At 61.6% G+C, this 22,436-nt stretch carries 19 protein-coding genes; 14 read left to right on the top strand and 5 right to left on the bottom strand.

Going from position 1 to position 22,436, the window contains the following annotated elements:
* Nucleotides 1-179: 179 nt before the first annotated feature.
* The gene (locus tag BMZ35_RS18890; protein WP_093096504.1) at nucleotides 180-1,061 is read right to left on the bottom strand and encodes a LysR family transcriptional regulator; all 882 of its coding nucleotides are present in this window, start codon (nucleotides 1,059-1,061) and stop codon (nucleotides 180-182) included.
* A gap of 120 nt (nucleotides 1,062-1,181) precedes the next feature.
* Here BMZ35_RS18890 and BMZ35_RS18895 point away from each other — a divergent pair, with 120 nt between their 5' ends.
* From BMZ35_RS18895 to BMZ35_RS18915, 5 genes are all read left to right on the top strand, one after another.
* Nucleotides 1,182-2,168, top strand: coding sequence for a membrane dipeptidase (locus BMZ35_RS18895; RefSeq protein ID WP_093096508.1), 987 nt, complete (start codon nucleotides 1,182-1,184; stop codon nucleotides 2,166-2,168).
* Nucleotides 2,161-3,828 (top strand): hypothetical protein, encoded by a 1,668-nt coding sequence (locus BMZ35_RS18900; RefSeq protein ID WP_093096511.1) that lies wholly within the window; start codon nucleotides 2,161-2,163, stop codon nucleotides 3,826-3,828. Before BMZ35_RS18895 ends, BMZ35_RS18900 begins: the two co-directional genes overlap by 8 nt.
* Entirely contained in the window at nucleotides 3,825-4,430 is a 606-nt protein-coding gene (locus BMZ35_RS18905; protein WP_093096515.1) for a DUF3726 domain-containing protein, read from the top strand. The genes BMZ35_RS18900 and BMZ35_RS18905 overlap by 4 nt, the downstream gene beginning before the upstream one ends.
* Nucleotides 4,431-4,442: 12 nt before the next feature.
* The gene (locus BMZ35_RS18910) at nucleotides 4,443-5,465 is read left to right on the top strand and encodes an Ldh family oxidoreductase (protein WP_093096519.1); all 1,023 of its coding nucleotides are present in this window, start codon (nucleotides 4,443-4,445) and stop codon (nucleotides 5,463-5,465) included.
* A gap of 90 nt (nucleotides 5,466-5,555) precedes the next feature.
* Nucleotides 5,556-7,091: an alkaline phosphatase family protein gene (locus BMZ35_RS18915; protein WP_093096522.1), complete on the top strand. Its 1,536-nt coding sequence runs from the start codon at nucleotides 5,556-5,558 to the stop codon at nucleotides 7,089-7,091.
* Nucleotides 7,092-7,102: 11 nt separating this feature from the next.
* Here the strand turns inward: BMZ35_RS18915 and BMZ35_RS18920 are convergent, their stop codons facing one another.
* Nucleotides 7,103-7,885 carry a DeoR/GlpR family DNA-binding transcription regulator gene (locus BMZ35_RS18920; RefSeq protein WP_093096645.1) on the bottom strand — a complete coding sequence of 261 codons (783 nt, stop codon included), beginning with the start codon at nucleotides 7,883-7,885 and terminating at the stop codon, nucleotides 7,103-7,105.
* Nucleotides 7,886-8,483: 598 nt separating this feature from the next.
* Here BMZ35_RS18920 and BMZ35_RS18925 point away from each other — a divergent pair.
* The 5 genes from BMZ35_RS18925 to BMZ35_RS18945 all read left to right on the top strand — a co-directional run bounded on the left by BMZ35_RS18925 (nucleotide 8,484) and on the right by BMZ35_RS18945 (nucleotide 14,848).
* Nucleotides 8,484-10,523, top strand: a complete 2,040-nt coding sequence (locus BMZ35_RS18925; RefSeq protein WP_093096525.1) for an ABC transporter substrate-binding protein — start codon at nucleotides 8,484-8,486, stop codon at nucleotides 10,521-10,523.
* Between the two features lie 169 nt (nucleotides 10,524-10,692).
* Nucleotides 10,693-11,697: an ABC transporter permease gene (locus tag BMZ35_RS18930; protein ID WP_093096648.1), complete on the top strand. Its 1,005-nt coding sequence runs from the start codon at nucleotides 10,693-10,695 to the stop codon at nucleotides 11,695-11,697.
* A gap of 3 nt (nucleotides 11,698-11,700) precedes the next feature.
* Nucleotides 11,701-12,855, top strand: a complete 1,155-nt coding sequence (locus tag BMZ35_RS18935; RefSeq protein WP_093096530.1) for an ABC transporter permease — start codon at nucleotides 11,701-11,703, stop codon at nucleotides 12,853-12,855.
* Nucleotides 12,852-13,850 (top strand): ABC transporter ATP-binding protein, encoded by a 999-nt coding sequence (locus tag BMZ35_RS18940; protein ID WP_207503027.1) that lies wholly within the window; start codon nucleotides 12,852-12,854, stop codon nucleotides 13,848-13,850. The genes BMZ35_RS18935 and BMZ35_RS18940 overlap by 4 nt, the downstream gene beginning before the upstream one ends.
* Nucleotides 13,847-14,848: an ABC transporter ATP-binding protein gene (locus BMZ35_RS18945; protein ID WP_093096532.1), complete on the top strand. Its 1,002-nt coding sequence runs from the start codon at nucleotides 13,847-13,849 to the stop codon at nucleotides 14,846-14,848. Before BMZ35_RS18940 ends, BMZ35_RS18945 begins: the two co-directional genes overlap by 4 nt.
* Nucleotides 14,849-14,852: 4 nt before the next feature.
* On the opposite strand, the gene BMZ35_RS18950 is transcribed toward BMZ35_RS18945, so the two are convergent.
* A complete protein-coding gene (locus BMZ35_RS18950) occupies nucleotides 14,853-16,133 on the bottom strand; it encodes a flavin-dependent oxidoreductase (RefSeq protein ID WP_093096536.1) in 1,281 nt (426 codons plus the stop codon).
* Nucleotides 16,134-16,264: 131 nt separating this feature from the next.
* Here BMZ35_RS18950 and modA point away from each other — a divergent pair, with 131 nt between their 5' ends.
* The 4 genes from modA (at nucleotide 16,265) to BMZ35_RS18970 (ending at nucleotide 21,376) form a co-directional block, all read left to right on the top strand.
* Nucleotides 16,265-17,056 (top strand): molybdate ABC transporter substrate-binding protein, encoded by a 792-nt coding sequence (gene modA / locus BMZ35_RS18955; protein WP_093096539.1) that lies wholly within the window; start codon nucleotides 16,265-16,267, stop codon nucleotides 17,054-17,056.
* Complete coding sequence (gene modB / locus BMZ35_RS18960) at nucleotides 17,053-17,748, top strand: molybdate ABC transporter permease subunit (RefSeq protein WP_093096541.1); 696 nt, start codon at nucleotides 17,053-17,055, stop codon at nucleotides 17,746-17,748. Before modA ends, modB begins: the two co-directional genes overlap by 4 nt.
* Complete coding sequence (gene modC, locus BMZ35_RS18965; protein ID WP_093096544.1) at nucleotides 17,745-18,830, top strand: molybdenum ABC transporter ATP-binding protein; 1,086 nt, start codon at nucleotides 17,745-17,747, stop codon at nucleotides 18,828-18,830. Before modB ends, modC begins: the two co-directional genes overlap by 4 nt.
* Nucleotides 18,831-19,045: 215 nt before the next feature.
* Nucleotides 19,046-21,376, top strand: a complete 2,331-nt coding sequence (locus BMZ35_RS18970; protein ID WP_093096546.1) for a Tex family protein — start codon at nucleotides 19,046-19,048, stop codon at nucleotides 21,374-21,376.
* Between the two features lie 98 nt (nucleotides 21,377-21,474).
* On the opposite strand, the gene aroQ is transcribed toward BMZ35_RS18970, so the two are convergent.
* Entirely contained in the window at nucleotides 21,475-21,912 is a 438-nt protein-coding gene (gene aroQ / locus BMZ35_RS18975; RefSeq protein ID WP_093096549.1) for a type II 3-dehydroquinate dehydratase, read from the bottom strand.
* A 68-nt stretch (nucleotides 21,913-21,980) separates the two neighbouring features.
* Nucleotides 21,981-22,424 (bottom strand): Lrp/AsnC family transcriptional regulator, encoded by a 444-nt coding sequence (locus tag BMZ35_RS18980; RefSeq protein WP_093096553.1) that lies wholly within the window; start codon nucleotides 22,422-22,424, stop codon nucleotides 21,981-21,983.
* Nucleotides 22,425-22,436 lie beyond the last annotated feature (12 nt).

Genomic DNA, 22,436 nt, shown 5'->3' on the forward strand with positions numbered 1-22,436 from the left:
CAGGATGAATAATCAAAACTTGCTTCATTATATATTCCACTTTTTGAATTTAAAAGGCATTATGTGAAATTTACTGTGATTGTCCCTAAAAGGGGATTACGGGACACAATGCCCAACGCTGTAGGCCATTTGGGTTGTTTGTCGAATGACAAGACAAAGGCGGACCGACTTGCATGGGATCAGTCATATCCGGGCCAGTTCAGGGCACGGATCACGTCAATTGCATCCCCGACTATCCGGGCAGAAGACGGTTCCGTGCGTTGGTAGAGAAACACTTGGCGGTGTGCAGGCAGGTCGCTGATACGGCGAAAGGTCAGCCCTGTTCCGACCAGTCGCGCTGCCGAACAAGGCAGCAGCGTGACCCAGTCGCCTTCAAGCAGCATGGCCAGAAGAGACTGGGTGTTGCGCATGTTGACATCCACGTCCGACAGGCGATCCAGAACTTCGGGGTTGTCGATCTGGTCACACAGCCCGTTGCGCAGGAACCGGGCGGCAAAGACGTCGTGGATTGTGATGGGTCCGGCCCGGGTGGCGAGAGCGTGGGTTTCAGACAGGACAAGGCCGAACGGTTCCCGGAACAACGCGGTTGCCGTCACGCCGTTCAGGTTCCGCTTTGCCGAAGTGATGCCGATATCGGCCCACCCTTGCAGAAGCGCATCGAACACCTGTTGTGTATCGGCGTCGCGCAGTTCGATCTTCACGCCGGGATGTTGCGTGGTCAGGTGCCGAACGACGGGTGGAAAAGCGAAAGCCGCCACCGAGGGAACAGCGGCGATGCGCAGCACGCCCCGCGGTGCGCTGGCCAGTGTTTCCATGGCCTGAACCGTCTTGTCGAACTGAGCGATCTGGCTTTCGGCCAGCAAGAGCACCTGTTCGCCAAGTTTGGTCAAACGGTTCTTGCGCTCGGTTTCGAATAGCGCGCCGCCGAGGGTGTGTTCGAACTGTTTGAGCGTCATGGAGATGGCCGATTGCGTACGGCCCAGCCTGCGGGCGGCGTCTGACAGGTTGCCTGCACGGGCGACGGCGCAAAAGCTCCGCAAAGTTTCGATCTTGAATGTCATGTTTCAGAAACTCTGAAATTGGGTTCAGTAATTTGAGTTTGACGAAAGGCGCTGGTCAAGTCCACCATCGAGCTGTGCCGCTTGGCAGGAGCGGAGTGCCGGTACGAAGGGGGCCAAGCGATGCGCATTGATGGTCTGCAATATGCCAACTGGAGCGAGAAGATCTTTCGTCAGCTGCGCGAAGGTGGGGTGGACGCGATCCACGTGACCATCGCCTATCACGAGACATTCCGGGAAACTGTTCTGAACTTTGAAAAGTGGAACCGTTGGTTCGAGCAATATTCCGACCTGATCATGAAGGGGCAGTGGGCGTCCGACATCGACGCAGCCTGCCAAACCGGGCGCACGGCGGTGTTCTTCGGTTTCCAGAACCCGTCCCCGATCGAGGATGATATCGGGCTGGTTGAAATTCTGCACTCGCTGGGCGCGCGCTTCATGCAGCTCACCTATAACAACCAATCCCTTCTGGCGACCGGCTGTTACGAGGCCGAAGACAGCGGTTTGACCCGAATGGGCAAGCAGGTGGTGAAGGAGATGAACCGGGTCGGGCTTGTCGTGGACATGAGCCATTCGGGCGACCGTTCGACCATCGAGGCCGCCGATCATTCGCAGAGGCCGATCACGATCACCCATGCCAACCCGCATGACTGGCAACCGGCCCTGCGCAACAAGCGGGACGAGGTGATCCGGGCCGTGACGCAGAACGGCGGCATGTTCGGGTTCTCGCTCTATCCGCACCACCTTCGGGGCAAGTCGGCCTGCACGCTCACCGATTTCTGCGAGATGATTGCGCGGACGGCGGACAAGTTTGGCACGGCGCATTTGGGGATCGGGTCGGACCTGTGTCAGGATCAACCCGACAGTGTTGTGGAGTGGATGCGCGTGGGACGCTGGACCAAGGACATCGACTATGGCGAAGGCTCACAGGCGGCCCCCGGGTTTCCGCCCATGCCGGATTGGTTCCGGGACAACCGTGATTTTGGCAATATCGAGCAGGGATTGCGCGACGTTGGCATGAGCGCTGACGAGGTGGCCGGGATCATGGGCGGCAACTGGTATCGTTTCTTTGCCGAGAATTTCGGGCCGATGGGAGAGAAGCATGGTTGAGCTGCGCCCCCCGGAACAGGTCATGACCCTGTCGCGGCTGGGGTCGCTGCATCAATGCCGGTTGAGCTTCATGCGTCAGCTCACGCGACGGATGGCGGTCGAGGGTTGGGTGTTCGCGCAGTCGCGATTTGACATGGATGCGCGGGGTGTGGGGGTGGCGGTCTATACCGCACAAGGGCCCGAGCGGGCTTATTCGCTGGTGGCTTTTGCCCATGATCTGCCTGCCGAAATGCGTTCGGACCGGGTGATCGCGAAGGCGTGGGATGCGACCTTCACCCTGTTTGACGGCATTCCGGAGCAGGCCGACATCGACAGGCTGGCCAAGAACGTTCCATTGCAGGAAGCCGGGCGGGTGAGCGCGCGCGAAATCTCGGTCAGCCGTGCAAACCGGTCGGTCCGGCTTTGGGCGCATGTGGTCGAGGCGCTGTCCGAGGGGCGGCAGCCGGAACCGGCGCAACTTGACGCGGTTGGCTACCTGATGCGCACGACGGCGGTCTACGGGTCGGGAAAGCTGGGCGCGGCGGATCGCGAAATGATCGCGGACCGGCCCGAGATGCAGGCCCCGTTCCAGGCCGAAATGCTGTCGGTCTACCTGACCCGCTGGTTCGTGCGTGACCTTGTGGAGCACATGGCGCGGGCGCGCGGCGGAGACGTGGCGGTCGGGCTTGATCCGGCGCTGGCGCGGCGGTTGGGGATCGGAAATTCCACCGGGCTCGGGATGGCGCCCTATATCATCAACCACCCGATCCTGTTCAACAACTGGATCAGGGCGCGGGAAACCGCGATAGCGCGGGTGCGTTCGGTGGCGCATGCAACACCTGAAGCGCTTGCGCAGTTTCGCAAGCTGTTGGAGCGGAGCAAGGTGTCGGTTGAGATGTGGCGCTCGGACCATCCCGTTCAGATCGAGAAGGTGGCGAGCCTGAAACGTGATCTTGCGGCGCTTGAAGCGCATCTTGAAGCAGAGGGATTGGCCGAGCCCAGCCCATGGGACACGCTCATGCACTGGGCCGCTGGTGCGCTGAGCGAAGAAGGGCAGGAGCTGCTGGCCTCGTTGATCCTTGAACCCTATCCCGAGCTGGTCGACGCGTTGGGGTCCACCATGTCGGACGATGCGCCCGAGGCGTTTCATATCGACGGAAGCATGACGGTGGGGGCGGTGCGCGCGCTGATGCGGGCGCGGTTCGGCTGGGCGTTTGGGATTGACTGGGCGGCGCCTGAAAACTGTGCCCGTGCCTGGTATGTGTCCGAGGAAAAGCTTGAGCCGCGCCTTGGCGAACGGTTCGAGGAACCGATCGACGCCTATGAACAACCGCTGGCCCCGGCGCGGGATGCGGCGGCGGCAGAGGATGTGCTGTCGACGTGGGATCAAGCCGCCCCGGTGGCTCGGTTTCTTGCGCGACACCCCGAACACCGCCACACGGTGCGCCGCGCGCAAATGTCCCTGAACGCACCTTATGGAGAACTGCAATCCAACACGATCGCGGCGGATGTCATGCCGATTGACATGCTGCGGGCGAAGCTGTCGTTTTTTGGCGTGACGCGGTTTGATCCCCGTTCGGATCGCTGGGTCCGGGTCAACATGTACTCCGGCGCGCCTTATCCCGAAGAGTTGAGCTGCGAGAATGCCGATCTTTGGGTGTATCCGGAGGAAACGGCATGACCTTTTCGCTGAACGAAGTCGAGGCAATGGCCAAGAAGGCGACGCGCGGGGCCGGATACCCATGGGGACTGGCCGAGGAGGCCTCGAAAGCGACGCGCTGGCTTTGCGCGCAGGGTATAGACGGGGTTGCAGTACTGGCGCGCGTGCTGGCGCGGCGGCAGGGGTGCGCGGCAAAGGGAATGGAAGACTGTTTGCCCTGTGCAGACTGCCCGATTGGGATGGGGTTGGCGCTGTCGGATGAAGCGGCACAGCTTGTCTCGACGCCGAAATCATTTGAAGCGGCACCGGTTCCGGTGTTTCTTCTACCCTTTGCCGCCATGGCGGCGCGTCGGCTCGGCACAACGGTTATGGTGCGGGGGGACGGTTTCGAGGCGGTCACGAACGGAGCGCGCCTGTCGTTGCGGGGCGCGGTTCCGGTCGCGGCGGCGGTGCAGGTCATGGCGGGGGGAGAATTGGGCGATGTTGCCGCCCTTGCCACGCGTGCGACGCCGGACCCCGAAGCCTGGGACATGCTGAGTGCGCTTGCCCATCGCACCTATGCCCCTGCCACCGAGGAGAGCCGCCTTCTGGGGGCAGGTGCTGGAACCACAGACAATGATTGATCCGAGGATGCCATGATTGAGACACGAACCCTGACGCTTGCTGAAATCGAAAACCTGTCGCTGCGCGCGCTGGTGGCCGCAGGTACATCCGAGGAAAACGCCCGCCCGCTGGCGGTTGCGACGGCAGCGACCGAGGCCGATGGTGTTGCCAGTCACGGTCTCGCCTATATCCCGATCTATTGCGAGCATGTGCAATGCGGCAAGGTGGATGGGCAGGCGATCCCGGTTGTCACGCAGCCCCGGCCCGGCGTGGTGACGGTGGATGCCGCGACCGGGTTTGCCCACGCGGCGATTGACGCGGGTTTTGACCGGCTGATCCCGCTGGCGCGGGAACAGGGCATTGCGGCTTTGGCGATCCACAACAGCTATAATTGCGGAGTGTTGGGGTATCATACCTATCGGTTGGCACAGGCGGGCCTGCTGGGGCTCGGGTTTACCAATGCCCCGGCGTCGATTGCGCCGTCGGGCGGTGCGCGGCCCGTTGTGGGCACCAATCCGTTCTCGATTGCGGCGCCCGGCGCGAATGGCGAGCCGTCGGTGTTGATTGATCAATCCGCCAGCACGATTGCCAAGTCCGAAGTGATGAAACATGCGCGCGAAGGCAAACCGATCCCGGTTGGCTGGGCGCTGGATGCGGATGGCAATCCCACGACAGACCCCGAGGTGGGGCTCAAAGGGTCGATGGCGCCGTCCGGCGGTTACAAGGGGGTGGGCGTTGCCCTGCTGACCGAGATCATGGCGGCGGCCATGACTGGGGCGACGCTGGGCATTCACGCTTCGCCTTTTTCGGGGACGGCAGGCGGGCCGCCGCGCACGGGGCAGATGTTCCTGGCGATTGATCCAACGGTCAGCTCGGCCGGGGGCTTTGCCGATCGCATGCGCGATCTGGTCGGGGCGATCCATGATCAGGAGGGCGCACACCTTCCCGGTGACGGAAGGCGCAAAAAACGGCTTGCAGCGCGCGAAGATGGGGTTGCGGTCAACACCGCCACCCTTGCGCGGATCGAGGCTGTTCTGCAGGCGGCCAGAGAATAGGTTCGGCACGTTGCGGCACAGGCTGATTCCAGTGGACCGGGAGGGCGGGCTTTCCTAGAATTTCAGGAAAGACACTTGGGGAGACGCCGGATGAGTGCCCAGAAAAACGTGCTGTTCATTACCATCGACCAGCTGCGCGCCGACTGCGTGGCCGGTGCCCTGGCGGATCATGTGGATCTGCCCAACCTGCGGGCGCTGATGCAGGATGCGGTGAGTTTCGATCGCCACTACACGGTCACAAGCCCCTGCGGCCCGGCGCGGGTTTCGCTTTTGACCGGGCAATACGCGATGAACCACCGGTCGGTGCGCAACGGCACGCCCTTGCGACATGACACGGCCAACCTTGCCACGGAAATCCGCAAGGCGGGATATCTGCCGATGGTCTTCGGCTATACCGATACGGCGGCGGACCCGCGGATTCACGACCCCAAGGACCCGGCAGTGCAGACTTATGAATACCCGATGAACGGATTTCACGAGATGCTGGAAATGCGCATGGAAATGTCTTTCCCGTGGCGCGCTCACCTAATCCACAAGGGCTATGAGTTTGGCGGGTACGAAAACGTCTACAAACCCGTCACTCCGGAGGGACGGGAGGCGCGGATCGGTGATCCCGCGTTTTACCGGGCCGAGGATAGCGACACCGCGTTCCTGACGGACCGGTTCATCGACACGATCGCGGGATATCACACGGAAAACTGGTTTGCCCATCTGACCTATATCCGCCCACATTGGCCCCTGATCGCGCCGGAACCCTATAACCGGATGTATGACCCAAAGGCCCTGCCGATGCCGACCCGCGCAGCGACGCCGGAAGAGGCGGCGGCGCTGCATCCGTTCATGGGGCCGGCACAGCTCAAGGAAACGCCGGCAACGCCGTTCTTCGGCTTTCCCGGTTTCGAGGTGAATGACGAGGTCACGCAGGGCGCGCGGGCGGTCTATCTCGGGCTGGCGACCGAGGTGGACCACCATATCGGACGGGTCGTGAAATACCTCAAGGACAGTGAGCAATACGATTCGACGCTGCTGATCGTGACGGCAGATCATGGCGAATTGCTGGGGGATCATCACGCCTGGGGCAAGATGTCGGTTTTTGACGCGGCCTATCGTATTCCATTGATCGTGCGGTTGCCGGAAAACGCGGCGCAGGCCGGGGCGCGGATTGATGCGCCGACCGAGTCCATCGACATCGTCCCGACCATCCTCGACTGGATCGGGCAGGCCATTCCGAACTCGGTCGACGGGCGGTCTTTGCTGCCCCTGCTGCGCGGTTCTGTGCCGTCGGATTGGCGCGCTTTTTCGTTTTCCGAGTTCGATTTCGCGGACCTGAAGAAACCGACGGTCTGGCAGCAGGAACTTGGCACGGGGGCCAGCGAATCCTGTCTGGGCATATTGCGCGATGGGCGGTTCACGCTGGTCGAATTCGCCTGTGACCTGCCGCCGATCCTGTTTGACCATGCGCATAACGGCGAATTCGAGAATGTCGCGGATGACCCGGATTATGCTGCCGACATGTTGCGTCTGACACGCGTGATGCTGCGCCATCGGATGCGCAACATGGACCACACCCTGTCTCTGGACCAGATCACCAGCAACGGCCCGATCCGGCAGGCGCGCCACGGCTAAAGCGGGCGCGCTCAGGGGGCAATGATGGCCTCGACTTCCCACAGGGCAAACTGGGTCGTGAAGGCCGGGGCCAGCGGCTGGTCGGACACGACAAGGTCGACGCAGCCGGTCGGGAAGGCAACGATGGGCGCCCGGCTTCCGAACTTGGCGCTGTCACAGGCGACGATAGTACGCTGCGCCCGCGCCGCCACGGCGCGGGCAAGGTCGGCTTCTGAAGAAACAGTCAGCAGGAACCCGGAATTCAGGTCGACCCCATCAATGGAAAACACGGCGGTGTCGATGCTGAATTGCGTCACGAATTCGATGGCGCCTTTTCCGACGGTGCCCCCGATATCGGGCAGCAATTCGCCACCAGCAAAGAACACGCGGTGCGTGCCTTGTGCTGCAAGCGCATTGGCGGCGTGCAGCCCGTTGGTGATGATCGTCAGGTCCTTGTGCGCCGCAAGCGCCTCGGCCACAAAGGCGGTGGTGCTGCCCACGTCGAGAAAGACCGAGGATCCTGAGGGTATCTGGCGGGCAACTTCGCGGGCGATGGCGAGCTTTTCCGCTGTCCGTGTCTCAAGCCGCAAGCCGACAGGGCTGAGGGCCTCGGTATTGGAGAGGTAGACGCCGCCATGCACGCGCTCCACGCGGCCCGCCTTGGCAAGTGCCTTGACCGTGCGGCGCACGGTTTCCTCGCTGACATTCAGCATTTCGGCCAGCCGTGCGGTGCGCGCCGACCCTCCCTCGGAACGCAATGTGTCGAGCAGTTCCACTTCCCGATGGGTCGCGTGAGGTTCTTTTATGTCAGACATCGCCGCCGCCTCCTGCGCGCAGTTTAGGCAAAGCGGGGAATCAATGTCCATCAGCCTCTCTCTCAAGAGCGGCGCGTGAATGTTCGTCCCCCGGAGCAAGGGCTGACGCGCTGCCAGCTAGAGAGATGCAGTCTCTGGGGGCTGAAAGGGGCCTGTTTCGCAAGGGGTTGGGGGCGCGGTTGCGGACAACGGGCGGGTTTCGATGTGCGTATTGCGTCGGCAAGTTTCGGAAAAACAAGCACATAGGTGAAAGGGGTGCGACAAAATGCTTGATCGGTTTTTGGAAACCGGGTTTGCTGGGTCCAGTTAAAACCAAGGGGGTAAACACCAGAAGTTTGAGGGGGTGATCGTCCGGCGCCCGGATTTCGCACGGCTTGGTTTTGAGGCTGTGTGATGTGGCGCCAAAGTGGAACGATCCTCGTGGCTGAAAGAAAACGGTTACATGCATGTCATAGGACACAGGGTGGAAACGCCCGCATGACAGGACCAGGCACGCCACGCCACCTTGCTGGCTCGTCGAGCATAATCCGGCGCATAACATTGCGTTCTAGAAAAAGGCGGATCCAACTGCCGAAACTGATAACCAACTGGAGGTCATATGAAACGTCTACTTCTATCCGGTGCAGCCATCGCATTGATGCCTGTCGCCGCCATGGCGAGTTGCCCGGCTATCACGGTCGCGGACATGCAGGGCGTCGCGCCCGGCGCCAACCCACAACAATACGAAGTCTCGGAATTTGAAGCCGCCGCAGGCTGCAAGATGGAATTTTCCGGCAACCCGGATGCAGCGGCGCTGAATGCGCGCATCCAGGGCAACGGCGATCTGCCGCCGCTGGCCGAGCGTCTGCCCGAAGAACCGCTGGTCATGGTGCCCTATGCCTCGGTCGGGAAATACGGTGGCACGCTGGATGTGCTGTCGAACGCGCCCGAAGCCGGGACCTCGGACTTCCTGTCAGTGCGCCACGTGAACCTCGCCCGGTTCTCGGATGATTTGCAGACCATCGTGCCGAACATCGCCAAGTCGTTCACCTGGAACGATGATTTCACGCAGCTGACCTTTAAACTGCGCAAGGGTCACAAGTGGTCGGACGGCGCGCCGTTCACCTCGGCGGATGTGAAGTTCTGGTATGACAACCTGATGATGGACACGAACATCTTCTCCGAACCCAAGGACTATGCCCTTGTTGGTGGAGAACGGATGACGGTGGACACGCCGGATGATGTGACCGTGATCTTCAAACTGCCGGCACCCAAGCCGGGCCTGACGGCGCACTTTGCCAACTCGTTTGCGCAGGGCTTCCAGCCCAAGCATTTCCTTGGCCAGTTCCACCCGGATATCGACCCGAACGCGGATGCAAACGCGCAAGCGCTTGGATTCGAAAACGGGTACGATGCGATCAAGGCCTATTATGGCAACTCGGACTGGACCGACACGCCAAGCCCGATGCTCTCGATCCCGGATCGCGTGGCCGGTCTGCCCAAGGCGGCCGTACCGACGCTGGAGAGCCATTTCGTCGTGACCGAGACGCCTGAAGGCCGTCATCTGGTCGCCAACCCATATTTCCATCAGGTGGATACGGCGGGCAACCAACTGCCCTATATCTCGGAGCAGGATGAAGTCTATATCAACGACAACGAAGTGCGTATCCTGAAGCTTGTGAATGGCGAGGTCGACTACAAGTCGCAGTCGCTGCAGCTCGCTTCGGCGCCGATCCTGCTGGAAAACCAGGAGAGCGGGAACTACTCGATCTACCTGCGGCCAGAGATCACCATGGGTGTCTTTGGCTTCAACGTCACGCATCCCGATGCGGGCAAGCGCGCGGCGTTTGCCGATATCCGCTTCCGCGAAGCGATGTCGCTGGCGATCAACCGTGACGAGCTCAACGAGGTTGGCTTCTTCGGACTGGGTACGCCGCAGCAATATGTCGGCTTCTCGCCGCTGCCTGAATTCGCGGATGCGAATCTCAAGGGCTATATGGCCAATTTCGATCCGGCCGGTGCAAATGAGCGTCTGGACGCGATGGGTATGAAAGATACCGATGGCGACGGGTTCCGCGAACTGCCCAACGGTGACAAGCTGGTTCTGAACCTGAACTTCTCGACGCAGGGCATCGCCGGTCAGACAGTGGAACTGGTCGCGCAGTACTGGGCCGAAGTTGGCGTTCAGTCGGTCGTCAAGGAAGTGACCCCGGACGAATATCGCTCGGCACAGTCCTCGAACCAGCTTGACGTTGCAATGTGGCGCAAGGGTCAGCCGCTGGCCATCGTGCTTGGCAACAACGAGCTTTGGGTGCCGCCTTACGAGAACTATTTCGGGGTGCGCAACGCGATGCTGTGGGCCGAACATATCTCTTCGGGTGGCAGCGCAGGTGAAAAGCCGGCGGACTGGGCGATGGCGATGATCGACGACATCAACACGCTGCAATCTGCGCCGCAGGGTTCGGATGCGTTCAACGACGCGGGTGCGCGCATGGTCGACGTGATGACCAAGCAACTGATGTTCATCGGGACGGTGAACGCGCCTGCGCCGATCTACCAGTCGAACCGTGTTCAGAACTTTGTCGAGTTCAAGACGCATTCGTATGAGTACTACCGGACCTATCCGTACCGCGCCACGCAGTGGTGGCTGGACGAATAAGCCGCAACAAACTGGACCTACCGTTCCAGCGCGGGCCGGTCACTCTTGAGCGATCTGGCCCGTGCCAAAACGGGACCAACAAAAGATCGGGGGCGCGACATGACGCCCCCGACACCAACAGAGAAACCCGATGCGCCCACAAGAGGCCACGGGATATGGGACCGAACTTATGTTGCAATTCGGACGCTTTGTTCTGACACGGGCATTGATGGCGCTGCTCACGCTGATCATCGTGTCGCTGGTCGTGTTTTCACTCATGGAGCTGGTGCCCGGTGATTGCGCCGAACGCTATCTTGCTTTCAAGAACACCCAAGGGTCGGGCATTTCGGTGGCCGATATCGAGGTGGAACGCCAGCGGCTTGGGCTGGACAAACCGTTCCTGACCCGCTGGACGATCTGGATCACCAACGCCTTTCAGGGTGAATTCGGGGATAGCTGTATCCTTCGAGTGAACATTGCCAACCTTCTGGGCCAGAAGTTCTGGTTCTCGCTTGGCATCTGTCTTGCCTCGCTGGTTCTGGCCTATGCGATTGCCATTCCGGTGGGCATCATCGCGGCGGCGTCGAACAATGCCACGCTGAACAACACACTGAAATTCATCAGCTATTTTGGCCTTGCCATGCCGAACTTCCTGCTGGCGCTGATGATAATGCTGATATCAACCGTCTGGTTCGGGGAAACGTTAACCGGGCTGTTTTCCAAGGAATACCGGGATGCGGCGTGGAGTTGGGCCAAGTTTGTCGATCTGCTCAAACATGCCTGGCTTCCAATCTTTATCCTCGGGTGGTCGGCCACGGCCTTTGCGCTTCAGACCGTTCGGGCTCTGATGTCGGACGAGATCGGCAAGCTTTATGTGACGGCCGCATCGGCGCGGGGCGTGTTCGGGCGCAAGCTTTTGTGGAACTATCCGGCGCGTCATGCTCTGGGGCCGATCGTCAATTCGCTCGGGTTCGACCTCAACCGGATCTTCAACGAACTGCCCATTGTCGCACTGATCCTGACGCTGACCGAGGCAGGGGCGTTGCTAATCGACGCGCTGGCGCGGTCGAACGATCAGCAGCTTGCAGGGGCGATCATCTTTTTGCTGACCGCGTCCATCGTGACGCTCAACTTCCTGACTGACGTGATGCTGGCGGTGCTTGATCCGCGCGTCCGCAAGAGCATCCTGAGGTAAGCCATGACCAGCCAAACACAGACTGAAGGGCCGTTGTCGGCAGAGGATCAGAAAGCCAAGGAAGCCTATTTCACCGCCTCGCAGCGGCAGCTGATCTGGGCGCGCTTCAAGAAGCAGCGAACGGCGATGGTGGCGGCTTTCGTTCTTATCGCCCTGATCCTTGCCGGGCTGTTAGCGCCGTTCCTGTCGCCCTATGACCCGACGATTGCCGGGCGGGACAAGGACTATACCAACGGCGCGCCGCAGCTCATGCAGTTCTGCGACAAGAACGGATGTTCTATCCGTCCCTTCATTCACGCGGTGGAACGTGAGCGGTCCATGGCGACCAATTTCCGCTGGGTGACAACGGTCAACGAAGACAAGCGGCTTTACGTGCAGTGGTTCGTGACAGGGGACCGTTACAAGCTTTTTGGATTCATCCCCGGCAACCTGCATCTGTTCGGTGTCGAAGGGGGCAAGATCCACCTGTTCGGCACGGATGAGGACGGGCAGGACATATTCTCGCGCACCCTGCACGCGGTCTGGACCTCGTTGCAGGTCGGGTCCATCGGTGTGTTCATCGCCTTTGTGCTGGCCCTGATCATAGGAGGGGTGGCCGGCTATTACGGTGGCGCGATTGACGGGTTCATACAGATGATCACGGATGCGGTGCGGGTTGTGCCTGCGATCCCGCTTTTCATGGCCGTGGCGGCATTCATGCCTCCCGAGACCAGTGCCGAGGCCAGGTTCTTTTACATATCCCTGATCCTTGGCTTCATCGGCTGGCCCACGCTGGCGCGACGCGTGCGCACGCACCTTCTGACCGAGCGCAATCAGGAATACGTATTGGCGGCCCAACTTTGCGGTGCCTCGTCCAGCCACGTGATCCGCCGCCACCTGCTGCCCAGTTTCACCAGCTATATCATCGTCGACCTTGTGATTTCCTTCCCCTACATGGTGCTGAGCGAAACCGCGCTGTCCTTTATCGGTCTGGGTCTCAAAGACCCGGTCAGTTCGCTTGGCGTGATGCTGCAAAAGGCGACCAGTGCCGACGTGATGTTGAACTATCAGTGGTATTTCATCCCGGTGATCTTTTTCATCGTGCTTGTGATGGCTTTCGTTTTCGTGGGCGATGGCCTGCGCGATGCCGCTGACCCCTATTCGGATTCCCATAAATGAGCAGCTTGATTGACGTTGAAAACCTGACGCTGCAGTTCAAGACCGATGAAGGTCTGATCACGGCTGTCGACAATGTGAGTTTCTCGCTCAAGAAGGGCGAGGTGATGGGGCTGGTGGGTGAGTCCGGGTCGGGCAAGTCGGTCACGGCCAAGGCGTTGATGCATCTCAATGCCCGCAACGCGGTTTACAGCCCCGAAAGCAAGATCACGCTGCATCTGGATGATCGGGAGGTCGACGTGCTGTCGCTGCGCAAACCGTCGGAATTGCAGGTTGTGCGCGGCGGGGCGATCTCGATGATCTTCCAGGAGCCGATGGCCAGTTTTGCCCCGGCGATCACCATCGGCAAACAGATGGTTGAACAGCTGATGCTGCACGGAGACATGTCCAAGGCCAAGGCCAAGGAAATCTCGGTGGAGATGCTGGATCGGGTTGGGATTTCGGATGCGCATAAGCGGTTCGATCAGTACGCGTTCGAATTGTCGGGCGGGATGCGCCAGCGGGCGATGATCGCCATGGCCTTGTCGACCCAGCCCAAGCTTTTGATCGCGGACGAGCCGACGACCGCGCTTGACGTGACCATCCAGGCGCAGGTGATCGACCTGATGAAAGACCTCGTGAACGAGTTTCACATGGGTATCATTTTCATCACCCATGACCTTGGCGTGGTGGCCCAGACTGCCGACAAAGTCTCGGTGATGTATCTTGGCGAGTTAATCGAGGAAGGCCCGGTGCGCGAAGTGATCCGCACCCCGGCGCACCCTTATACACAAGGGCTTTTGTCGGCCCTGCCCAAGCTTGATGATCTCGACGCACCGCTCACGCCGGTGCCGGGCGACATCCCGTCGCCGCTCGAGCGGCCAAGTGGCTGCGTGTTCCATACCCGCTGTTCTCAGGTGGTGGGTGACCAGTGCATGAAGGCGTTGCCCGAACGCTATGATCTCGATGGGAACCATTCCGTGTCGTGTCACATCTATCCCAAGGGAGCGCGCGCATGAGTGGCGATATCCTGATCCGTGCCGATGGGCTGTCCGTGGGGTTCCAGATCGGCAAGGGCATGTTCAACAAGCAGATCCTGAAGGCCGTCGACGGAGTGACTGTCGAGATCGAGAAGGGGTCGTTCTTTGGGCTTGTGGGCGAGTCCGGGTCCGGCAAGACAACGCTGGGCCGCGCGCTTTTGAAGGCGGTGCCGATCACCGGCGGTCATGCGCGTTATGACGATGGTGAGGTGCAGTATGATCTGGCTGAACTTGGAGGGACCGAGCTCAAGGATTACCGCAAGCGGGCGCAGTTGATCTTTCAGGATCCTTATGCCGCGCTGAGCCCGCGCATGACTGTGCGCGACATCATTGCCGAACCGCTTGAGGTGATGGGGCTAACGTCCTCTCGAGCGGAAACGGATGAAAAGGTGCGCGAGATTGCCGCCAAGTGCCGTTTGAACCTCGAACACCTGCGCCGCTTTCCGCATGCGTTTTCCGGGGGGCAGCGTCAGCGAATTTCGATTGCGCGGGCGCTGGTCAGCGATCCGAAATTCGTGGTGGCGGATGAAAGTGTGGCGGCGCTTGACGTGTCAATTCAGGCGGATGTGCTTAACCTTTTGAAAGAGTTGCAGCGTGATCTGGGCCTGACCTTCATGTTCATCAGTCACGACCTGTCGGTGGTGGCGCACACCTGTGATCATGTGGCCGTGATGTACCTCGGGCGGCTGGTGGAAACCGCGCCGACGCGGACCTTGTTCAATGCGCCCAAGCATCCCTATACCAAGGCGCTGTTTTCCGCGATCCCATCGCTGGACCCGGATGACCGGGGCAAGACGCAGAAGCTCGAGGGCGAGATTCCATCTCCGACGAACCAGCCGTCAGGCTGCAAGTTCCACACCCGCTGCCCTCATGCGGTGGATCGCTGCAAGGTCGAGGAGCCGAGCTTGCAACATGCGGAGGCGGAAGGGCACGAGGTGGCCTGTCACCGCTGGCAGGAGTTGTTCGAACCCGCGTGACAGGTCAGGCCTTGGCCCCTGCGGGAATAATCGGCGGGGCCGCGTTCAGCGTGTCGATGGCAAAGCCTGCGGCTGCCTTGTACCCGGCCATGAAGTCGGCCCGTTCCTGCGCGGGGATCACGTCGTCGATGTTTTCGAACACGCCGCCACAGCGGTCTTCCACGAGGTTCAGAAGCCCAAACGGCCCGGCACCGCGATTGCGCAGGATGAGGTCCGACACCGGGCCGCAGAGCTTGGCATCATACGCGGCCAGCGCTGCGGACGTGACGCCGTTCTCCAGCATCGCTGCGCCAAGCGTTCGAGCATCAATCACCGCCTGGCTCGCCCCGTTGGACCCGGTGGGATACATGGCGTGGGCCGCATCCCCGATCAGGGCAACAGCGCCATCGCGCCAGGTGGGGATGGGATCGCGGTCGATCATCGGGTTTTCAAAGGCGATGTCGGCGCCGCGGATCATCGCGGGCACATCGAGCCAGTCATAGGTGAAGTCTTTGAAGTGATGCACGAATTCGTCGATCTCGACCTGCCGGAACCAGCCGCTTTTCTGCCAGTCCTCGGTGTTGTCGACGGTGACCTCGGCAATCCAGTTCACTTCGGCCTCACCCGTCTCGGGATCGGGTGCAGAGATCGGGTAGATCACCATGCGGTGACGATGTGTGCCGAGCCCGACAAAGGACGAACCGGTGCGGATCGGCTTGCACCGGGTCGTGCCGCGCCACATCAGCGCGCCGCCCCAATGGATCGGGGGTTGGTCGGGATGCATCTGCGCGCGGATCGCGGAATGGATACCGTCGGCCCCGATGAGCAACGAACCGGTTTCGTGCCGTGTGGTGCCGTCGGCCTGTTCGATCACGGCCGTTACGGTTCCGTCCGCGTTATTTTCATAGCCGGTGACCCGCGCACCAAGCTGCACGGCATCTTGCCCGGCGCGGGCGATGAAGGCGTCATACAGCATCATGTGGAAGGTGCCCCGGTGCACGGCGTATTGCGGCCAGTTATAGCCCGCCTCTTCGCCACGTGGTTCGGCGTAGATGTCATTTCCGTTGAGCCCGACGAGCGCCCATTCCTTGGCAGAAACGCCAACCTTATCAAGGTCTTCGCGCGAGAATCCCATATCGAACAATTCGCGCACGGCATTGGGTTGCAGGTTGATGCCAACACCAAGCGGACGCAGTTCGTCAACCGCTTCGAAGACGATGCAGGGCACGCCGATCTGGTGCAGGGTCAGGGCGACGCTCAGGCCGCCGATGCCGCCTCCGGCGATCAGGACAGGGCGTTGTGTCATATGCGTTCCTCCTCGACTGCTGGCAGCAGTCTTAGCAAGTCTTGCGTCCGGCTCAAGCGGGAAGGCGCGTGTTGCGACAACGGGGGTTATTCGGTATCCCTTTGAAATCGAAAGTGTTCCACCCCGGGAGAATGATGGTCAGGCGCCGTGGATTGATAGGCCTTGTGGCTGTTCTGACCCTGTTCCTAGGGGGCTTGGCGTCGGCTGCCATGGCGGGTGAGGTGACGGTTTTTGCGGCTGCCAGCCTCAAGAATGCACTGGACGAGATTGCCGAAACCTTTGAGGCCGAGACGGGGCATCGCGTGGTGGTATCGCTGGCGGGATCGTCGGCCCTGGCGCGTCAGATCGCGTATGGCGCGCCTGCGGATGTCTATCTGTCGGCCAACACGATGTGGATGGATTACCTTGAAAACAAAGGGTTGGTGCTTTCGGAGAGTCGGGTCGATCTCTTGGAAAACCAACTTGTGCTGATCGCGCCGAAAGGGGCGGTGCCCGTGGCGCGCCCGGTGATTGGCGAGGATGTGCGCTTGCTTTTGGGCGATGGGCGGCTGGCGATGGCCTTGGTCGACGGGGTGCCTGCCGGGCAATATGGCAAGGCCGCGTTGAGCGCGCTTGGCGTCTGGGACGATGTTGCGCCACAGGTTGCACAGGCCGACAATGTGCGGGCCGCGTTGGCGTTGGTTGCTTTGGGGGAGGCGCCGTTGGGGATCGTGTATGAAACCGATGCGCGCGCCAGTGATGATGTTGTGATCGTTGGCGCTTTCCCGGCAGACTTGGTGCCGGAAATCATCTATCCGGCGGCGGTTGTTGCGGGGCGTGGACGCGGTCTCGGAGTGGATTTTCTGCAATATATGCAAGGCGATACGGCGCGCGCGGCGTTTGAGAGGCAGGGGTTCCGGATGCGGTCGGAGGGCGGGTCATGACCGACTGGTTGGGGCCTGAGGAATGGGCGGCGGTGGCGTTGTCGCTCAAGGTGGCGTTCTGGGCCACGCTGGGGGCGTTGGGGCCGGGGATTTTCGTGGCATATGCGCTGGCGCGCTGGTCCTTTCCGGGTAAGCAATTGGTTAATGGGCTGGTGCACCTGCCGCTGATCCTGCCTCCTGTCGCGACCGGCTATCTGCTGTTGATGGCCTTCGGAACACAGGGCGGATTTGGAAGCTTTCTCAAGGAGTTGGGTATCGTTTTTGCGTTCCGCTGGACCGGGGCGGCCTTGGCGGCGGCGGTGATGGCTTTTCCTCTTTTGGTACGGGCGGTGCGGTTGTCGATTGAAGCGGTCGACCCGAAGCTGGAACAGGCGGCGTCGACCTTGGGGGCGTCGCGCATCTGGGTGTTCCTCACGGTAACCATGCCCTTGATATTGCCGGGAATTCTGGCTGGGGCGGTGTTGGCCTTTGCCAAGGCGATGGGCGAGTTTGGGGCAACGATCACCTTTGTGTCCAACATTCCCGGTCAGACACGCACGCTGCCCTCTGCGATCTACAGTTTCCTGCAGGTGCCCGGGGGGGAAACGGCGGCGTTGCGGCTGGTCATGGTGTCGGTCTTTGTGGCCATGGCGGCGCTGTTGCTGAGCGAGTTCATAGGGCGTTATCTCGCGCGCCGGGTTGGTGGGGAATGAGCCTTTTTGTCAAGGTAAAACAAAAGGTTGAAGGCTTCGACCTGGATGTGGATTTCGAGGCACCCACGGGGGCGACAGTGCTGTTTGGGGCCTCGGGTTCGGGCAAGACAACCCTGATCAACGCGGTGGCCGGGCTGTCGCGTGGGAGCGTGGGGCGCGTGGCGGTCGATGACTGGGTTTTACAGGATAGCGCGGCGGGCATCTGGTTGCCGCCCCACAAGCGTCGGCTTGGCTATGTGTTTCAGGAGGGGCGGCTGTTTCCGCATATGAGTGTGAAGCAAAATCTGGCTTATGGTCAGAGGTTTGCGCCGAAAGACGGGGCGGTTTCCGAGCTCGATAAAGTGGTCCACATGCTCGGGATTGAACCGCTTTTGGGGCGGCGTCCGGGGATGCTGTCGGGTGGCGAAAAACAGCGGGTGGCGATTGGGCGGGCGTTGCTGGCGCGGCCCCGATTGATCCTGGCCGATGAACCGCTTGCGGCGCTTGACGAGGCGCGCAAGGCCGAGATTATGCCTTATTTTGAGAGGCTTAGGGATGAGGCGGATGTGCCGATCCTGTATGTGAGCCATTCGATGGGCGAGGTGGCGCGGCTGGCGACGACGGTTGTGGCGCTGGAGCGGGGACGGGTGAGCCGGGTGGGTCCGGCCGCCGAAGTGCTGGGTGATCCGGGGTTCACTCCCGCCGGGGTGCGGGCCGTGGGCGCGGTGCTTGAGGCGCGGGTTGTGGCGCATCACGAGGATGGGTTGAGCGAGCTGGACGCGGGCGGCAACCCGTTGTTTTTGCCAAGGATTTCGCAACGGATTGGTACGTTGATGCGGGTGCGGATCGCGGCGCATGACGTGATCTTGAGCCGTGAGGAACCCAAGGGGCTTTCGGCGCTCAACATGATGGCTGGTGAGATTGATGCGGTGCGCGCGGGCGATGGGCCGGGGGCAATTGTCTCGGTCAAGACAAATGCCGGGCCGGTGCTGGCGCGGGTGACGCGGCGCTCTGCGGATGCGCTGGGGCTGGTGCCCGGGGTGAAGTGTTACGCAGTGGTTAAGACCGTGTCGATTGCGCCCGAGGATGTGGGCGGGCGCTGAGCGCCGCGAATCGGGGGTAAGGCGTTGGGTTAACGTCGAAAAACCCTTGCGGTATCACGTCGGTATCGCGTCGGTATTTTGCGCTGAAATCGCTGGGTTTACGACCCGCGCGGCGGTGACGCGAAATTGCAGGGTTTGGTGGGGCGAAACGCGGTTGGCGGCGAATCGAGGGGGCGTTAGAAAGAGCTTCCCCGAGTCAGGCAGGAGACAGACCTTTGGACACGAGCGCGCGCATTTCACGGACAATCGCAACCGAGATCGGAGCCCGGCCCGAACAGGTGGGGGCGGCGGTCAAGCTGCTCGACGAGGGGGCGACGGTGCCGTTTGTGGCGCGCTACCGCAAAGAAGTGACCGGCGGGCTGGATGATACGCAGCTGCGGACCCTGTCGGATCGGCTGGTCTATCTGCGCGAGCTGGAGGCGCGGCGCGAGACCGTGGCGGCGTCGATCACGGAACAGGACAAGATGAGCGATGACCTTGCCAAGGCGATTGCCGGGGCGGAAACCAAGGCGGCGCTGGAAGACATTTACCTGCCTTACAAACCCAAGCGGCGTACCAAGGCGATGATTGCCCGCGAAAACGGATTGGAGCCGTTGGCCGAGGCGATTTTGGCAGACCGGAATGCTGATCCGGAGTGTCTCGCCAAAGGCTATCTGAGCGAGGCCGTCGCGGATGAGAAGGCGGCGCTTGAAGGCGCGCGGGATATCATTGTCGAGGGGCTGTGCGAGAATGCAGACCTGTTGGGGCAGCTGCGCAGTTTTTTGCAGAAAGAGGCGATTGTCACGGCGCGGGTCATTCCGGGGCAGGAACAGGCCGGGGCGAAGTTCTCGGATTATTTCGACCATGCGGAACCTTGGGCCAAGGTTCCGAGCCACCGGGCGCTGGCGATGATGCGGGCCAGCAAAGAGGGTGTGATCTCGATGGATATCGGGCCGGACCCCGAGGGCGGCAAGGAGCGGGCCGAGAGCATGGTGGCCGCGCAATTGGAAACGCGTGGCGACGGGCCGGGGGATCTGTGGCTGCGCAAGGTGGCCGGGTGGACCTGGCGGGTGAAGCTTTCGCTCACGATGACGGTTGAGCTGATGGGCGAGCTGCGGGCGCGGGCGCAGGAAGAGGCGATTGCCGTCTTTGCGCGCAACCTCAAGGATTTGCTCTTGGCCGCACCAGCGGGGGCCAAGGCGACGCTGGGATTGGATCCGGGTATTCGCACGGGCTGCAAGGTGGCGGTGGTGGATGCCACGGGCAAGCTTTTGGACACGGCGACGATCTATCCGTTCCAGCCCAAGAACGACGTGCGCGGGGCCGAGGCGGTTTTGCTGGGGCTGATTGCCAAGCATGGCGTGGAGCTGATCGCGATTGGTAATGGCACGGCGAGCCGCGAGAGCGAGCGGTTGGTGGGCGATGTGTTGAAGCTGTTGCCGAAGGGTGTGAAGGCGCCGACCAAGGTGGTGGTGAGCGAGGCCGGGGCCAGCGTGTATTCGGCGAGCGAGCTGGCAGCGCGGGAATTTCCGGGGCTGGACGTGTCCTTGCGCGGGGCGGTGTCGATAGCGCGGCGCTTGCAGGATCCGCTGGCGGAGTTGGTGAAGATCGAACCCAAGTCGATCGGTGTGGGCCAGTATCAGCATGATGTGGACCAGTTCCGGCTTGGAAAGTCGCTGGAGGCGGTGGTCGAAGATGCGGTGAACGCGGTTGGCGTGGACCTCAACATGGCGTCGGCACCGCTCTTGGCGCATGTGTCGGGGCTTGGGCCGGGATTGGCCGAGGCGATCGTGGCGCACCGCGATGCCAATGGCGCCTTTGCCTCGCGCAAGGAGTTGCTGAAGGTGGCGCGGCTGGGGCCGGTGGCGTTTGAGCAATGCGCCGGCTTCCTGCGGATCAGGGACGGTTCAGAGCCGCTGGACGCGAGTGCGGTGCATCCCGAGGCCTATGACGTTGCGCGGCGGATCGTGAAAGCCTGTGGGCGCGATGTGCGGTCCTTGATGGGGGATGAGGGCGCCTTGAAGCGGGTGCGGGCGGAAGAATTCGTGGATGCGCAGTTTGGTCTGCCGACGGTGCGCGACATTTTGAGCGAATTGGAAAAGCCGGGGCGTGATCCGCGCCCGACCTTCAAGACGGCGGCCTTTGCCGATGGGGTCGAGGAGATTACCGACCTCAAGCCGGGCATGATGCTGGAGGGGACGGTGACAAACGTGGCAGCCTTTGGCGCGTTTGTGGATATCGGGGTGCATCAGGATGGGCTGGTGCATGTGAGCCAGCTGGCGGACCGGTTCGTGAAGGACCCGCATGAGGTGGTCAAGGCGGGGGATGTCGTGAAGGTGCGCGTGACCGAGGTGGACGTCGCGCGCAAGCGGATTGGCCTTAGCATGAAGAAGGATGGCGGCACCTCGGCGCGCGAGGCGCGCAACGAGCGCGGCGGGCCGCAGGGGCGCGGTGGTCCGGGTAAGGGGCCGCGTGGGGGCGGTGGCAAGCCTCAGACGCGTTCGAAGCCGGACAGCGGCAATGGTGCGCTGGGTGCGGCGTTGCTGGATGCGATGAAGAAGCGGTAGGGGTGGCCCCTCTCGGCAGATTTTCTTTAGAAAAGCGCCTGCCGGTCAATGCTGGCGATCGCGCGGCGGCCTGCGGCCTTGATTCCGCGCGGGATTGCTTATCCCAGAAGGGTTGCCATGCGGCGCAGGGCGAGTTCGTAGCCCTCAACCCCGAAGCCTGCGATCACGCCGTTGGCGCGCAGCGAAACATAAGAATGGTGCCGGAAGCTTTCACGCTGATGCACGTTGGAGATGTGCACTTCGAGCACGGGGCCCTTGAAGGTATTGAGCGCATCGAGGATGGCCACGGAAGTATGGGTGAAGGCCGCGGGGTTGATGATGATGCCGTCCGAATCTTCGCGGGCCGCGTGAATCCAGTCGATCAGCTGGCCTTCGTGGTTGGACTGTAACAGCGTCGTGTCGATCCCGAGATCCTTGCCCAGTGTCGCGCAGTTGTTGGCGACGTCCTCGAGCGTGTCCGAGCCGTAGATTTCGGGTTCGCGTTTGCCGAGCAGGTTGAGGTTGGGGCCGTTCAGGATGGTGACTTTGCGGGTCATGGGAAGTTTCTCGCTTGGTTTCATACGCAGTACCCGGCGCGGAGCCCCGGATCAAGTCCGGGGCGGAGTCAGCGGGATTTCAGGTCGCGCAATATGACGTTGGTCTGGGCCGAGCGCACGGCGGGCAGGGTGAACAACACGTCTTCGAGAAAACGGTTATAGGCGTCGATGTCGGTGCAGCGGATGCGCAGGTGATAATCTGCCGCGCCGGTGGTGGCAAAGCAATCGCGCACCTCGGGGCGGTTGGGGATGACCTCGATAAAGCGCTTCAGAGCCGGTTTGTCGTGCCGGGTCAGCTGGACATGCACGATGGCATGAAAGCCAAGGCCCAGCTTTTCCGGACGCAGGCGCGCGCCGTAGCCGTCGATCAGCCCGGCCTCTTCAAACGCCTTGATCCGGCGCCAGCAGGCCGAGGTGGACATGCCGACCTGTTCGGCCAGTTCCGCGTTGGACAGGCGGCTGTCGCGTTCGATCAGGGCGAGAAGGCGGCGGTCCTTGGCATCAAGTTGCATGGTTTTTCATTT

It is taken from the genome of Shimia aestuarii, from assembly GCF_900114635.1.
Lineage (GTDB): Bacteria > Pseudomonadota > Alphaproteobacteria > Rhodobacterales > Rhodobacteraceae > Shimia > Shimia aestuarii.